This is a genomic window from Plantibacter flavus (assembly GCF_900177615.1).
GTDB classification, from domain to species: Bacteria; Actinomycetota; Actinomycetes; order Actinomycetales; family Microbacteriaceae; genus Plantibacter; species Plantibacter flavus.
In genome coordinates this window covers 162,425-175,281 of sequence record NZ_FXAP01000006.1, presented here as the reverse complement: position 1 = coordinate 175,281, position 12,857 = coordinate 162,425, and the positions used below count along the sequence as shown (strand labels likewise).

General features: G+C 67.2%; 15 protein-coding genes. 8 read left to right on the top strand and 7 right to left on the bottom strand.

Features of this window, described 5'->3' with window-relative positions:
- Positions 1 to 3 precede the first annotated feature (3 nt).
- The 5 genes from B9Y95_RS17465 to B9Y95_RS17445 form a co-directional block, all read right to left on the bottom strand.
- Positions 4 to 1,191, bottom strand: coding sequence for a DNA cytosine methyltransferase (locus B9Y95_RS17465; protein ID WP_234994159.1), 1,188 nt, complete (start codon positions 1,189 to 1,191; stop codon positions 4 to 6).
- Between the two features lie 80 nt (positions 1,192 to 1,271).
- Positions 1,272 to 1,703: a very short patch repair endonuclease gene (locus B9Y95_RS17460; RefSeq protein WP_268808599.1), complete on the bottom strand. Its 432-nt coding sequence runs from the start codon at positions 1,701 to 1,703 to the stop codon at positions 1,272 to 1,274.
- A gap of 152 nt (positions 1,704 to 1,855) precedes the next feature.
- Positions 1,856 to 2,413, bottom strand: coding sequence for an OsmC family protein (locus tag B9Y95_RS17455; protein WP_085514055.1), 558 nt, complete (start codon positions 2,411 to 2,413; stop codon positions 1,856 to 1,858).
- 148 nt (positions 2,414 to 2,561) lie between these two features.
- Positions 2,562 to 3,089 (bottom strand): hypothetical protein, encoded by a 528-nt coding sequence (locus B9Y95_RS17450; protein ID WP_085513831.1) that lies wholly within the window; start codon positions 3,087 to 3,089, stop codon positions 2,562 to 2,564.
- A gap of 181 nt (positions 3,090 to 3,270) precedes the next feature.
- Positions 3,271 to 3,819 carry a TetR/AcrR family transcriptional regulator gene (locus B9Y95_RS17445; RefSeq protein ID WP_085513829.1) on the bottom strand — a complete coding sequence of 183 codons (549 nt, stop codon included), beginning with the start codon at positions 3,817 to 3,819 and terminating at the stop codon, positions 3,271 to 3,273.
- A gap of 50 nt (positions 3,820 to 3,869) precedes the next feature.
- Here B9Y95_RS17445 and B9Y95_RS17440 point away from each other — a divergent pair, with 50 nt between their 5' ends.
- Positions 3,870 to 4,829: a ketopantoate reductase family protein gene (locus B9Y95_RS17440; RefSeq protein ID WP_234994158.1), complete on the top strand. Its 960-nt coding sequence runs from the start codon at positions 3,870 to 3,872 to the stop codon at positions 4,827 to 4,829.
- Positions 4,830 to 5,107: 278 nt separating this feature from the next.
- Positions 5,108 to 6,217, top strand: a complete 1,110-nt coding sequence (locus tag B9Y95_RS17435) for a DNA alkylation repair protein (protein WP_085513827.1) — start codon at positions 5,108 to 5,110, stop codon at positions 6,215 to 6,217.
- A gap of 290 nt (positions 6,218 to 6,507) precedes the next feature.
- Here the strand turns inward: B9Y95_RS17435 and B9Y95_RS17430 are convergent, their stop codons facing one another.
- Positions 6,508 to 7,383 carry a helix-turn-helix transcriptional regulator gene (locus B9Y95_RS17430; RefSeq protein ID WP_085513825.1) on the bottom strand — a complete coding sequence of 292 codons (876 nt, stop codon included), beginning with the start codon at positions 7,381 to 7,383 and terminating at the stop codon, positions 6,508 to 6,510.
- 86 nt (positions 7,384 to 7,469) lie between these two features.
- Between B9Y95_RS17430 and B9Y95_RS17425 the strand changes: the two genes are divergently transcribed.
- Genes B9Y95_RS17425 through B9Y95_RS17415 form a run of 3 tightly spaced genes read left to right on the top strand, consistent with a single transcriptional unit; the run spans position 7,470 to position 10,107 of the window.
- Positions 7,470 to 8,345 carry an aldo/keto reductase gene (locus B9Y95_RS17425; RefSeq protein ID WP_085513823.1) on the top strand — a complete coding sequence of 292 codons (876 nt, stop codon included), beginning with the start codon at positions 7,470 to 7,472 and terminating at the stop codon, positions 8,343 to 8,345.
- Positions 8,346 to 8,358: 13 nt separating this feature from the next.
- Positions 8,359 to 9,060 carry a flavodoxin gene (locus B9Y95_RS17420; protein ID WP_234994157.1) on the top strand — a complete coding sequence of 234 codons (702 nt, stop codon included), beginning with the start codon at positions 8,359 to 8,361 and terminating at the stop codon, positions 9,058 to 9,060.
- Positions 9,061 to 9,120: 60 nt separating this feature from the next.
- Complete coding sequence (locus tag B9Y95_RS17415) at positions 9,121 to 10,107, top strand: aldo/keto reductase (protein ID WP_085513821.1); 987 nt, start codon at positions 9,121 to 9,123, stop codon at positions 10,105 to 10,107.
- A gap of 40 nt (positions 10,108 to 10,147) precedes the next feature.
- Here B9Y95_RS17415 and B9Y95_RS17410 read toward each other — a convergent pair whose 3' ends face one another.
- Positions 10,148 to 10,342, bottom strand: coding sequence for a hypothetical protein (locus tag B9Y95_RS17410; RefSeq protein WP_085513819.1), 195 nt, complete (start codon positions 10,340 to 10,342; stop codon positions 10,148 to 10,150).
- Positions 10,343 to 10,698: 356 nt separating this feature from the next.
- Here B9Y95_RS17410 and B9Y95_RS17405 point away from each other — a divergent pair, with 356 nt between their 5' ends.
- The 3 genes from B9Y95_RS17405 to B9Y95_RS17395 all read left to right on the top strand — a co-directional run bounded on the left by B9Y95_RS17405 (position 10,699) and on the right by B9Y95_RS17395 (position 12,850).
- Positions 10,699 to 11,514: a CPBP family intramembrane glutamic endopeptidase gene (locus B9Y95_RS17405; protein ID WP_159453444.1), complete on the top strand. Its 816-nt coding sequence runs from the start codon at positions 10,699 to 10,701 to the stop codon at positions 11,512 to 11,514.
- 4 nt (positions 11,515 to 11,518) lie between these two features.
- Positions 11,519 to 12,106 (top strand): TetR/AcrR family transcriptional regulator, encoded by a 588-nt coding sequence (locus B9Y95_RS17400; RefSeq protein ID WP_085513815.1) that lies wholly within the window; start codon positions 11,519 to 11,521, stop codon positions 12,104 to 12,106.
- Positions 12,107 to 12,202: 96 nt separating this feature from the next.
- Positions 12,203 to 12,850, top strand: a complete 648-nt coding sequence (locus tag B9Y95_RS17395) for an NADPH-dependent F420 reductase (RefSeq protein ID WP_085513813.1) — start codon at positions 12,203 to 12,205, stop codon at positions 12,848 to 12,850.
- The last annotated feature ends 7 nt before the right edge of the window (positions 12,851 to 12,857 follow it).

The following is a 12,857-nucleotide window of genomic DNA, read 5'->3' as shown; positions in this document are numbered from 1 at the left end:
CCACTATCTCGGCGTCATGATCTCAACATGCGACGCGATGTCCTCGCGAAATCCAGGATGACGACCAAGATTTCCCCGCTCGAGCCGGCTGAGGAACCCGGCGGATGCCCTGTGAGACAGCGGCTCGGATGCTTCCCAGTCGACGACGTCTCCGAGGTGCGTGTATGGCATAGCCACAGGGAATTCCGACAAGCCGGGAACGGTCCACATTTCTCCGGCGCGTCCGTAGGCCGCGGTGGGCCAGCTCCCCTTCGAATGCGCCCAGGGCACATAGTCAACGCTCGGCTCGCCCGGAGAAGCGAGACGGCCACCAACCCATTGCGCGACGCCGACAGTGACCGCGTTTCCGACGAGCTTCCACCTGGGGCCGTTCTTCCGAGTACTGACGCCCTCGACCTCGGTCCATCCCCTGTCAAAGCCCTGCATAGCCTCAGCGTCTTCGATTGAAGGTTTGACGAACCGTCGACCGCGTGCGGCGGCGGGCACCCACACAGCTGGTGGCGACGGGATCCCGATTGTGGAGCCGCCCTTTAAGGTCGGAACGGCATCTTGCGCCCACCCCAGCCCACCGCGTCCTTCAGTCCAGTAGAAACCAAAGGCGTCATCTGACAATTGATCGGGAGTTGGGCTTCCAGCATCATCCGCAAAGAGAACCTGGCGGGGATCAAGGGTGGCGGACGCCACCATGATGACACGTCGTCTCCGCTGTGGCACCCCCGTGAAGCGGGAGTCCACCACCCGATAGGCCCAGGCGTACCCGAGCGATTCCAGCTCGCCCACTAGGTAACTCATGGCCTTGCCGCGATCGAGCGCAAGCATATTGGGAACGTTCTCAATCAGGAGGGTTGGCAATACCGAGCCTTCGCCGGCAAGCCTCAGCGCATCAAACAAGTGGCTCACCAGACCAGAGTTCGCGCCTCCGATCCCGGATGTACGACCTGCCTGGGAGAGGTCGGTGCAAGGGAATCCGGCTGTGACGAGGTTGACATCTTCCGGTAGGGTCCTAAGCTCGCGAATGTCGGGATGTACTTCCACGCCCGGGAAGCGCGCGCGGAGCACGTTCTGAGCTGGCTCCCACCATTCGCAGAACATGCTCGTTTCGACCTCGTGCCCTAGCGCACGCTCGAACCCTAGTTCGATGCCGCCGATGCCGGCGAAGAGGGCCGCCACCCTAAATTTTGGCTCAGTCACGCCCAACCTCCAACACATCTCGTCTGAGTCGACACTAGTTGAGTTCTGCGCAGAACTCGAGTCGACGCTCGCGCCTCACGTTAGAACACAGGTCCGACACTCCGCGATAGCTCAGCATCGATGCGATCTGCAACGTCTACCGGCGGCTCATGCTCCCAAGCCCGAAGGACCCGCCAGCCTGCAGCTGCGAGTTCCCGATCCACTCGACGATCGCGCGTCTCGTTCGCAGCCAGCTTCTCTGCCCACCAAGCGCTGTTCGACCTCGGCAGGGAAGCGTGTAGTGGACATTTATGCCAGAAACACCCGTCGATGTAGACGGCCAAGCGATGCTTAGTGAAGACGATGTCAGCTCGACTGCGCATGCCTCGAACCGGGGACAGATCAATCCGGTAGCGTCGCCCCCTTGCGAACAACTCGCGGCGCACCGCCAGCTCGGCGCCAGTGTCCGAGCGGCGTACGGACCTCATGCGGGACGAAGTCTTCGCGCTTGGCCGGTCAGGAGCTGGTTGCACACATACACAGTAAGTCGTTCCGCCCCGGCAGGGGATCGCCACTCTGACACCGCGAGGAGGCCCACATCCAAAGGAAGAGTGTGAGCCTCGGCGTCGTCCTCGCCGTAAGCATGGACCTCGACGATTCGTTGGGATGAGCTATTCGCCCCCGATCATCCCTTCGAAACGGTGATCTCCACCGGCGTCGGGTTCTGGAACAGGTCGAGCACCGGGCAGTGCGCATCGACCGCGGCGCGCAGCTCCTGGTACCGGTCCTCAGTCTCGGGGCCGCTGATGCTGATGTTCAGCCGGATCGTCGAGAACCCCGCGCGAACCTCGTCCGTGATGCCGAAGAGGTTGCGCACGTCGAGGTCACCCTCAGCTTCGACGCTGATGTCGTCGACCTGGATGCCCAGCGCGCTCGCGTACAGCCGGTAGACGACGATCTGGCAGGAGATGAGCGCACCGAGCGCGAACTCGACCGGGCTCGCCGCGACATCGTCACCAGCCAGCGCGGCCGGCTCGTCGACGAGGAAGCGGTGCTTGCCTGCGGTGATCGCACTCGCGACCGAGCCCTCGCCGGAGCCGGAGACGCGGTAGGTGAGCGCCGCACTCGATGGCGCGGAAGCGATCCGCTCAGACCAGGAGGCGCCCGCGGCAGCGAGGCGGTCCGCGCGCTCGGTTGCGGAGACGTTGGGGACGGTAGCGAGGTCGTTCGTGAGGAGAGTCATGCGGACAGTGTCGGCGGTGAGCGCGATATCTGGCCAGCGTCCGATGACACAACTCGTCACGAAGGCGACGGCACCGGCCTCAGGGCGGGCAGGACCGTCGCAACTGACGGGTCGACTCGCGGTCAGTACCGCCACTCCGACGCCGCACTCACATCGAGAGGCGGCGCACGAGCTCCTCGACGGTCGAGAACTTGATCGACTCGACGCCCTCTTCGTCGTCCTCGTCGGGCTCGACCTCGACGGCCTCGAAGGCGAGGTCGGCGTCGAGCTGCACGAGCACCGAGCTGTCGGGGAACTGCTTCGGCGCGTCGAACGAGAGCAGCACGGCGTCGATGAAGACGATCACCGATCGCAGCACGAGGTCGTCACGCAGGTCGGCGGTCTCGATGACCTCGTCCGACTCGACGGCCTCCTCGATCTCCGACGCCACGCGGTCGAGCAGCACCTTCCACTCCGCCGTCGGCGTCGACAGGACCCGCTGCGCCAAGTCGGCGAGCGCCGCCGGCTCCGGCTCGCCCTCCTGCTCCTCGGGCTCGGGGTCGACGTTGAGCATGACCTCGGCGTCGATCGCGCCGAAGCGGGCGAGCCCGTAAACGAAGGTGTCCTCGATCTCCGGAGAGGCGACGAGGCCCCGACGCGTGAGTTCTTCGGCCAGGGCAGTCAGCGATGCAGTCATGCGCGCCAGGCTATCGCGACCGGGTGAACGGAGGCAGAACGCCCCGTCGCGCTGAGTTGCCCGGATGTGTCGGAAAACGGGCGATATTGGAACCGTTCCGGGCGACTCAACACAGGTGGCGACGCCCGCGCACGTTGAGTCGCCTGGAAAGGTGAAGTTCGCCCCCTCTGCGATGCGGCGATCAGCGTTCTCGGAGTCCGGCGAGCAGGAGTTCGACGGCTGCGCGCGCCTCTGACTCCCAGTGGGGGCGATCGATCGTAGACGAGATGCCGTGGAGCACGATCATGACCGCTCCGACAGGCGTGCCAGGGCGGATGGCACCGTCGGCGGCCGCGTGTTCCAGGAGGTCGGCGACGGTGCGTTCGACTCTGATGCCGCCGTCGGCCAGTGCTGCAGGGTCTGTAGCTGCTGCCAGGGCGCGGGCGAGACCGGTGTGGGCAATCACGTACTCGACGAACCCGCGAAGGAACACGTCGAGGTTCTTCCCCGGAGACCGCGCCGGGTCGTTTGCCTGGTCGCAGAGTGCGGCGACCTCGCCCTCGTACACTGCGGCGGCCAGCGCCTCCCGGGTGGGGAAGTGTCGATAGAGGGTTCCAACCCCCACACCGGCGCGCGCCGCGAAGTCGTCGAAGCGCAGTTGCTCGTCCCGGTCGAAGACATCACGCGCAGCGGCTACGATCGCGTCCCGGTTGCGGCGGGCGTCCACTCGCAGAGCTCGAATCTCGGCCATGCAGACTCCTCTCATTGACAATTGGAGATGATCTCCATATATACTCCTCAATGGAGACGATCTCCATTTTAAGGAAGAGGCACCAGTTGCGCATCTTGATGTTCGGCAGAGGGGTGATCGCGACGCTGTACGGTCGCGTGTTCCAGGCGGCCGGCCACGACGTCGAGTTCTATGTGCGTCCAGGGCGCGCCGCGGAGTACGGCGACGAGGTGCAGCTGGACTGGATCGATGCGCGCCGGAGACCGTTCGGCCGCAGGGTTCGCGAAACGTTCCGGACCCCGCTTCGGGAGTCCCTCGATCCGGCAGATGGGTTCGACCTGGTCGTGCTGAGCGTCGGGCACCATCGTCTCGCGGAGGCGACCGCGTTTTTGGCTCCCCGCATCGGCGACGCGACAGTGTTGGTGTTCGGCAATGTCTGGGAGGAGCCGCTGACCGCGGTCGCGCCGCTCCCGGCCGAGCAAGTCGTGTTCGGGTTCCCTGGTAGTGGCGGCGGCTTCGGGGACGACGGGGTGCTGAGTGGCGCAATGCTGCCCTCGGTCATCATCGGCACGCCGGACGTCTCGCCCAACCGGCGGGAGGAGGAAGTCCTCCGAGCCTTCAGGGGAGCCGGCGTCGCCGTTCGGCGAGAACAGGACATCCGAGGGTGGTTGTGGTTGCACTTCATCGCCGACGCCGGCATGTTCGATCAGGCCATCCGGAGCGGGTCGCTGGCGAAGATGACGGGCGACCGGCGAGCATTCCGCGACGCCTTCCTGACGACCCGTGAACTGCTACCCGTTCTCGAGGCTCGAGGGGTCGACCTCCGATCACACCGCAACGCGATGCTGCCGTTTCGGCTGCCTGGCCTGATCGCTACTGCCTCCGCCTGGGCGACGAGGCTGATTCCGATGGCCAGGAGGAGCCTCGCAGCACACACGGATCCGCACACACCAGAAGCGTCAGCGGTCCTCGCGGACACGCTGCGCGAGACGCGCCGCCTGAACATCAGCACCCCTCGCCTCGAACGCTGACAATCTGAACGCTTCCCGACGGGCACAGCCGAGCTGGCGTGGGAACGCCCCGCGATCGTTTCCCGGTCACTTGCCCCTGACGGCCCGGCGACGTTCTCCAGGAGATCTCCCGCCCTCATCAATCACGGCCCCGCGACACACTCCACTCACAGAACGACGCCGTGAAGCGATCAACTCCACAGCCTGGAGCGGTCTCCGGGGCGAAACTGGAACACCTCCGGGCGCCTCAACCCAGGCCCGGCACCGCAGCTGTCAGCGGCACACGCCATGATCGCCGTATGCCCTTCGCAGACGAGCTCCTCGGCACCGCCGTCGCCCGCACCCTCACCCGCTCGCTTCAGGAGGCAGCGCCGGGCAACCCGTTCGACGCCACAGCCCACGCTGCCGAGCGACTCGACGGCCTCGCCCTCCGCGAGCGCGCCGACCTCCTGCGCGACGCCCTGCTCGAGGACGTCCCCGGCGACTACCCGACGCTCGCCGGCGTCATCCGCACCGCCCAGGCGACGAACCCCGCGTTCACCGGCTGGCTGATCTGGCCGGTGACGAGCGCCGTGGCAGCCCGTGCGGTCGAGGAGGGCACTCCCGACGCCTTCGACGACGCCATGCGACTCCTCGCCGAACTCACCGAACGCCTCACCGCCGAGTTCGCCATCCGTACCCTGCTCCGCCACGACCTCGACCGCGCGCTCGCCATCGTCGTCGACTGGACCACCTCCGACAACGAGCACATCCGCCGCCTCGCCAGCGAAGGCACCCGCCCCTACCTGCCGTGGGCCGTGCGCGTGCGGGAGATCGTCGCCAACGCGGGCGTCACCGTCCCGATCCTCGACGCCCTCTACCGCGACCCGAGCGAATACGTTCGCCGGTCCGTCGCCAACCACCTCAACGACCTCAGCCGTGACGACCCCGAGCTCGTCGTCGCCACCGCGAACCGCTGGCTGGCCGACCCCGACGCCAACACCCCGGCGCTCGTCCGCCACGCCCTGCGCACCCTCGTGAAGCGCGGTGACCCGGGTGCGCTCGCGGCCCTCGGCTTCGGCGCGGCGACGACGGAGGTCGAGGGCTTCGCGGTCGACAGCGCCCACGTCCCCTTCGGCGGAACGGTCCGGTTCGTCGCGACCGTCCGCAACACCGGCACCGACACGGCCCGCCTCGCGATCGACTACGTCGTGCACCACCAGAAGGCGAACGGCTCGCAGAAGACGAAGACGTTCAAACTGACGACGACCGAGCTGGCCCCGGGCGAGCACATCCTCCTCGCCCGGGAGCACTCGTTCCGCGCGATCACCACCCGCCGCTACCACCCGGGGGCACACGGGATCGCGCTGCAGGTGAACGGGGTCGCGACCGAGCCGCTGGCGTTCGAGCTGCTGCCGCCGGTGGAGTGAGGCGGGCGTCACCATGGCCGAGCTCAGTTCGTTGAGCCTGTCCAAGGGCGCACTTCGACAAGCTCAGTGACCGGTGGGAGCTCAGTGACCGGAGGGAGCTCGGTGAGGGCCTCGGTGGGCCGCTCCGCACCCGACCGCTGTAGGTTCGCGTCGGAGATGCCGGACCATGCCAGGATTCCAGCGCAGTCGGCTGCGGCCAGAAGGACAGGGTTCTTGGAGAAGTGGCATATTCCTCCACAGACGAGATGCCCTGAACACGATTACTCGACGCGTCGATTTCCGGGTCGGCGTCAGGTTGGCCTTGCAGCGGCACGTCTGGAGTTCGTTTGGGTGGCGGCCCAGCTTGCAAGCAGCGCGAGTGCCTGTTCTGAGGATGAGTCCGGTTCGGTGCCGTAGGCGATGAGGGAGAGTCCGTCGTCGGCGGTGAGCTCCATGGCTTCGAAGGTGAGTTCGATGTCGCCGACGACGGGGTGGTGGATGCGTTTCTTGCCGGTGCGGTGGGCGTGGACGTCGTGAGCAGCCCAGCGGACACCGAAGTCCTCACTCCGGGTGGAGAGTTCACCGATCAGATCGGTGAGTCGTTTGTCGTAGGGGCGTCGGCCGGCTTCGCCGCGAAGAGAGGCGACGAGGTCGGAAGCGAGGCGGTCCCAATCGGGATAGAAGTCCTTCGAGCGCGGGTCGAGGAACGTGAACCGGGCGGAGTTCGGTGTCCCGGCCGGGTCTATGAACATCGGCGCATACAGCGCCCGACCGAGCGTGTTGGTGGCGAGCATGTCGGATCGCCCGTTCCTGATGACGGCGGGGGCTCCCATGCTGTCGAGGAGTCGTTGGATCGTCGGGCGGACCCGGTTCGCGGGTGTTCGTCGGCGTGCGACCGGGGAGGCGTTCGCGACGTGAGCAAGATCGAGCAGGTGCGCATGCTCGGCCTCGTCGAGTTGGAGGGCGCGCGACAGCGCTTCGAGGACGCTCTCGGAGACGCCGGCGAGGTTGCCGCGTTCGAGCCGGACGTAGTAGTCGACGCTGACACCGGAGAGCATCGCGACCTCCTCGCGGCGAAGCCCCGCGACGCGCCGCTGGCCGCCCAGGTCTGGGAGCCCAGCGTCGTGCGGGGTGAGTTTCGCACGTCGACTGGTCAGGAACTCCTGCACCTGCGCTTTGATATCCACCCTGTAACGGTACGTCGCCGCGATCGCTCGTGGGAGGTACCGTCAGTAACTCCCACCCCGCTGGGCCGTGCTCGTAGCGTCGACGTATGGACACTTTCACTCTGAACAACGGCGTCGTCATCCCCGCTCTCGGGCTCGGCGTCTTCCAGACCCCGCCGGATGAGACCACCGCCGCGGTCTCCGCCGCCCTGCAAGCCGGCTACCGCCACATCGACACCGCGGCCGCCTACGCGAACGAGCGCGGGGTCGGTGACGCGATCGCCTCATCCGGCCTCGACCGTTCCGAGGTCTTCATCGAGACGAAGATCTGGATCAGCGACTACGGCTACGACGAGACGTTGCACTCCTTCACCAAGAGCGCCGGCAAGTTGGGTGTCGATCAGCTCGACCTGCTCATCCTCCACCAGGCTCTCCCGAGCGAGTTCGAGCAGACCATCGGTGCGTACCGGGCCCTCGAACAGCTCCTCGCAGACGGCAAGGTCCGGGCGATCGGCGTCAGCAACTTCATGGTCGAGCACCTGACCCGCCTCCTCGACGAGACGACCGTCGTCCCGACCGTCAACCAGATCGAGGTCCACCCGTACTTCCAGCAGCGCGAGGTCCAGGCGTTCGGCGCTGAGCACGGCATTCTCACGCAAGCGTGGTCCCCGATCGGCGGCATCACCTCCTACCGCGACTCCGAGCGCCGCAGCTTCGATGAGCCGGTCATCCTCGGCATCGGTGAGCGGTACGGGAAGTCGGCCGCTCAGGTGATGTTGCGCTGGCACATTCAGGAGGGCCGCCAGGTCATCCCGAAGTCGACCAAGTCGGTGCGCATCGCGGAGAACATCGACGTGTTCGACTTCGCGCTCACCGACGATGAGCTTGCGCAGATTGACGCCCTCGAGACCGGTGTCCGCGGCGGGCCCGAGCCGGAGGCCGTCACCCTCGAGGCCTTCGGCCGCGAGATCCCGGAGGCCTGACCCACTCTTGCGGGTGCCGGCCCCGCGCCGCGCCCGCAAGAGTCCCTCGCTACTGATCGGAGTGACGCTGATGAATCGACGTCTCTTCCTCACCGGCGCCGCGCTGCTCAGCGTTGGCTCCCTCACCGCCTGCACCAGTTCGGAGACCGCGATGCCTGCACCCGCCGAGCTGAGCGCCACACCCTCGACGACCCCTGATCGCCGCGTGCTGCTGGCGTACTTCTCCCGACCGGGGGAAAACTACTCCTACGGCGGCCGCACCACCCTCGACGTCGGCAACACCCAGATCGTTGCGGACATGATCGCCGCGGCGTCGACGGTCGATGTCTACCGGATCGAAGCCGCCGATCCCTACCCGGACGACTACGACGCGACCGTGGCCCGCAACGTCCAGGAGGAGAACGTCAACGCGCGCCCCGCGATCGCGAACCCACTGCCCGACGTCGCCGGCTATGACACGGTGCTGCTGGGCTGCCCCGTCTGGAATGTGCAGACCCCGATGATCCTGCGCACCTTCGTGGACAGCGTCGACCTCGCCGGGAAGCGCCTCCACCCCTTCGTCACCTACGCCGTCAGCGGCATCGGCCGCGTCGAAGACGACTACGCGGCCCTCTGCCCCGACGCGAATCTCGGCGAAAGCCTCGCCGTCCAGGGCGAGAAAGCCGCCGACGCGCGCGCCGACGTCGACGCGTGGCTGCGCCGCATCGGCCTCTGAACCCAACAAGCACCCGTCCCGGGCGCTACCGCCCAACCGTCTCCGATGAGAGGACACCTCGTGAAATATACCCGTCTCGGCAACTCCGGCCTGAAGATCAGCAGCATCGCGCTCGGCTGCATGACCTTCGGCGATCCCGCCAGCGGCCACCTGCCATGGTCCCTCCCGAAGGACGATGCGCTGCCGTACTTCCGGCAGGCACTCGACCTCGGCATCACGTTCTGGGACACCGCGAACGTCTACTCCTACGGCGATTCCGAGCGCATCGTCGGTGAAGCACTGCGGCAGTTCACGAACCGCGACGAGATCGTCCTCGCCACCAAGGCCCACTTCTCCGACACCCCCGGCACCGGCCCTGGCCTGCAGGTCGCCGGGCTGTCGCGGAAGGCGATCATGCAGCAGATCGACGCGTCCCTGACCCGCCTCGGCACCGACTACGTGGACCTGTACCAGATCCATCGCTTCGACCCCGAGACGCCGATCGAGGAGACGATGGAGGCCCTCCACGACGTCGTCAAGGCCGGCAAGGCGCGCTACCTCGGCGCGTCAGCGATGTGGGCGTGGCAGTTCGCGACGATGCAGCACGCTGCGGACCTTCACGGCTGGACCCGGTTCGTGTCTATGCAGGACCAGTACTCGCTCCTCTACCGCGAGGAAGAACGCGAAATGTTCGGCTTGCTCGCGTCCCAAGGTGTCGGCAGCATCCCCTACAGTCCCCTCGCCAAGGGGCGTGTCGCCCGCCCTGCCGGCGAGCAGACGCAGCGCTCCTCCGACGACCCGGTCGGTAACAGCTTCTTCGCTGACACCGAACGGGACCGCCCCGTGATCGACGCCGTGCAACGCGTCGCGGAGAGCCGCGGTGTCCCCATGGCGCAGATCGCGATGGCATGGGTACTCAACAACCCTGTCGTCGCAGCCCCCATCATCGGAGCGACCAAACCCCACCACCTCGATGACGCCGCGGCAGCCGTCGACATCGACCTCACCCCGGAAGAAGTCACCGCACTCACCGAGCACTACACCGTCCGCGCCGCCGGCGGCTTCTGACGGGAAGACGACACCGGAACTCTCGGCCACGCTGCGCTCGCTAGGCGCGCTTACCGAGACCGAGCGCGCCGCCCCAGTAGATGATCGCTCGATCCATCTGACGCGGTTCAGAGGGGCCTTCGAGCGGCTCTTCCCAGAGTCGGCGGTCTGCCTCCCGGCGGGCTTGCTGCTGTTCCTCGTAGATCGCGCGCGACCGTGCTGCGGCTTCGGTGCGGCTCGCGTCGACGATCCGCATGCGCTCCTGGTGGTTCCAGCCATTGCTGATGCTTGGTCTCGTTCACCGTGAAGTGCAGCAGCGCTTCGGCTCGTGGGTGCTACGCGACGAACACGGGGCGCGATTGTGGCTTCCCACTCAAGGCCCCGGCCGCGAGGCGGAGCGCATCCGCCTTATCCTTCGTGATCGAGTTGCTTGGCTCTTCGACGTGCGCGCCCGCGGTAGAGAAGTGTCTCGCTAGACGCGTTCTGATTCCGCAGAACCTGGCAAATATGCCAAACGCCTGTCACCTGCGCGTGGAACATGCCAACTTCACCTGGAACCTACAACCGCATCCGGCAGCCACGCCAATCGGAATACACATGTATTCTTTCCGCGTGTCCACTCTCTCTTCGCCCACATCCACGCCCGATCTGATCAGCGACCACCCCGCCGCGAGCTGGCGCGTGCGCGCACCGTGGCTCGCCGCCATCGCCCTCGCGCTCGTTCCCGTGATGTTCACGGCCGGCGCGTCAGCAACAGCGCAACTCTCCGGGGCGAGCGAGGCCGGAGCAGCCCTCATCCTCGCCGCCGGCGCGGCCGTCTCCGCGATTCTCGGCCTGGTCGTCATGCGCCTGTCGCCGCCTCGAGTCCGTGACTTCGGCTTCCGGCGTCCACGGCGAGCGCGCGCCGCGCTCTGGTTCATCCCGGCCGCAGCCACCGTCCTGATCATCCTCGGCACCCAGGGCGTCCGGGTCGACGCACCGACCATCGCGGCGTACGGAGTCCTCGTCGTCGCAGTCGCGCTGAACGAGGAGACCTGGTTCCGCGGCATCGTGTTCGCGATCCTCCGCGCACGCAGCACCCGCACGGCCGTCGTCGGCACTTCCGTCCTCTTCGGCGTCCTGCATCTGGCGAACCTCGCGGGCGGTGCAGACGTCGGATCCTCCATCCTGCAGGTGGCGTTCGCAGCCCTGTTCGGCCTCGTCGCCGCACAACTCCTCGTGCTCACCGGCAGCCTCTGGCCCGCGATCGCCTGGCACGCCGCCTGGAACTTCGTCAGCTTCATCGGCGGCGACTCGACCGACAGCCGTTCACTCGTCGGAATCGGCGCGGCCTGTGTCGCCATGCTCGGTTACGCAGTGCTCCTCGGGCGACGGACGCCCTCGCGGACGGACGGCGCAGCGACGACCGACGCCCCAGCCCTACCCTGAGAACGTGGACCTGACCGAGCGCCAAACCGAACTCGCCGACGCGGCGCTGCGGATCGTCGCACGATCCGGCCTGGGCGCCCTGTCGTTCCGCGCCGTCGCGAGTGAGGACGACTGCTCGCTCGGTTCCGTGCAGAAGGCGTTCCCGAGCAAGCAGCGGATGGTGGCGGCAGCGTTCACCCGACTCCGCGACACCTCGGCGCCCCTGCCACCCGGCGAACCGGGCCGCCCGAATCTGAGGCAGTGGCTCGTCGACCTGTTCATCGGTGTCCTCCCGCTCGACGAACCACGCCGAGCCGCACACCGCCAGGGTGAGGTGTTCGCGCAGGTCGCGCTCGTCGACTCGGACATCGCCGCCGCCATCGCCGAGAGCGACACCCGACTCCGCGGGCTCATCGCGTCGCTCATCGCGCGCGGACGCGCGGAGGGCGAGATCCCGGCCTGGGTCGAACCGGACACCACCGCCTGGGCCGTCTGGGCGCTCGCGGGCGGCGTCGCCTCCCAGCTCACGTACGACCCGGCACCTGAGAGCGACGTCCGGAGCAGACTCGATGCGGCGATCGGCGCGCTCCTGGGCGTCGCAGCCACCGACTGACGACCGGCCGATACGACCGAACCAACGCGGATGAACGTCCGCTGAGAATCGCCGAGCGGAGGAATGCCCCACCCCGCCGGAACCGTTCCCTCGAACATGACAACCATCGGAATCATCGGTTCAGGAAACATCGGCTCTCAGCTCGCACGCCTCACGGTGGCGCAGGGTCACGACGTCATCGTGTCCAACTCGCGCGGACCGGAGACGCTCACCGACCTCGTCTCGGAGCTCGGCGAGCACGCCACCGCCGGCACCGCCCTCGACGCGGCCGAGCGCGGCGACATCGTGATCGTCACCATCCCGCTGCACGCGATCGACACCGTCCCCGTCGCACCGCTCGCGGGCAAGGTCGTCATCGACACGGACAACTACTACCCCGAGCGCGACGGACACATCGCCGAGCTCGACGAGGAGACCACCACCACGGCCGAGATGTTGCAGGCACACCTCCCCGAGTCGAAGGTCGTGAAGGCGTTCAACCACATCTACGCCGCCGACCTCACCACCAAGGGCAAGCCGTCCGGCACCCCCAACCGCCGGGCCCTCGTCATCGCCGGTGACGACGCCGACGCGAAGGCCACCGTCGCCGCACTCATCGACTCCTTCGGGTTCGAGCCCCTCGACATCGGCGCTCTCTCCGAGGGATGGCGCATCCAGCGCGACACCCCCGGCTACGGCCCGGACGTCGACGCCGACAAGCTGCGTGAACTCGTCGCCGAGGCCAAGCGCTACCGCGACATGTAATCACGCC

Bases quoted from the DNA above. Each gene is read 5' to 3' on its own strand.
- B9Y95_RS17455 (WP_085514055.1), bottom strand. From the start codon at position 2,413: ATGACTCTCCTCACGAACGACCTCGCTACCGTCCCCAACGTCTCCGCA.
- B9Y95_RS17450 (WP_085513831.1), bottom strand. From the start codon at position 3,089: ATGACTGCATCGCTGACTGCCCTGGCCGAAGAACTCACGCGTCGGGGC.
- B9Y95_RS17445 (WP_085513829.1), bottom strand. From the start codon at position 3,819: ATGGCCGAGATTCGAGCTCTGCGAGTGGACGCCCGCCGCAACCGGGAC.
- B9Y95_RS17440 (WP_234994158.1), top strand. From the start codon at position 3,870: ATGGAGACGATCTCCATTTTAAGGAAGAGGCACCAGTTGCGCATCTTG.
- B9Y95_RS17435 (WP_085513827.1), top strand. From the start codon at position 5,108: ATGCCCTTCGCAGACGAGCTCCTCGGCACCGCCGTCGCCCGCACCCTC.
- B9Y95_RS17425 (WP_085513823.1), top strand. From the start codon at position 7,470: ATGGACACTTTCACTCTGAACAACGGCGTCGTCATCCCCGCTCTCGGG.
- B9Y95_RS17410 (WP_085513819.1), bottom strand. From the start codon at position 10,342: ATGCGGATCGTCGACGCGAGCCGCACCGAAGCCGCAGCACGGTCGCGC.
- B9Y95_RS17395 (WP_085513813.1), top strand. From the start codon at position 12,203: ATGACAACCATCGGAATCATCGGTTCAGGAAACATCGGCTCTCAGCTC.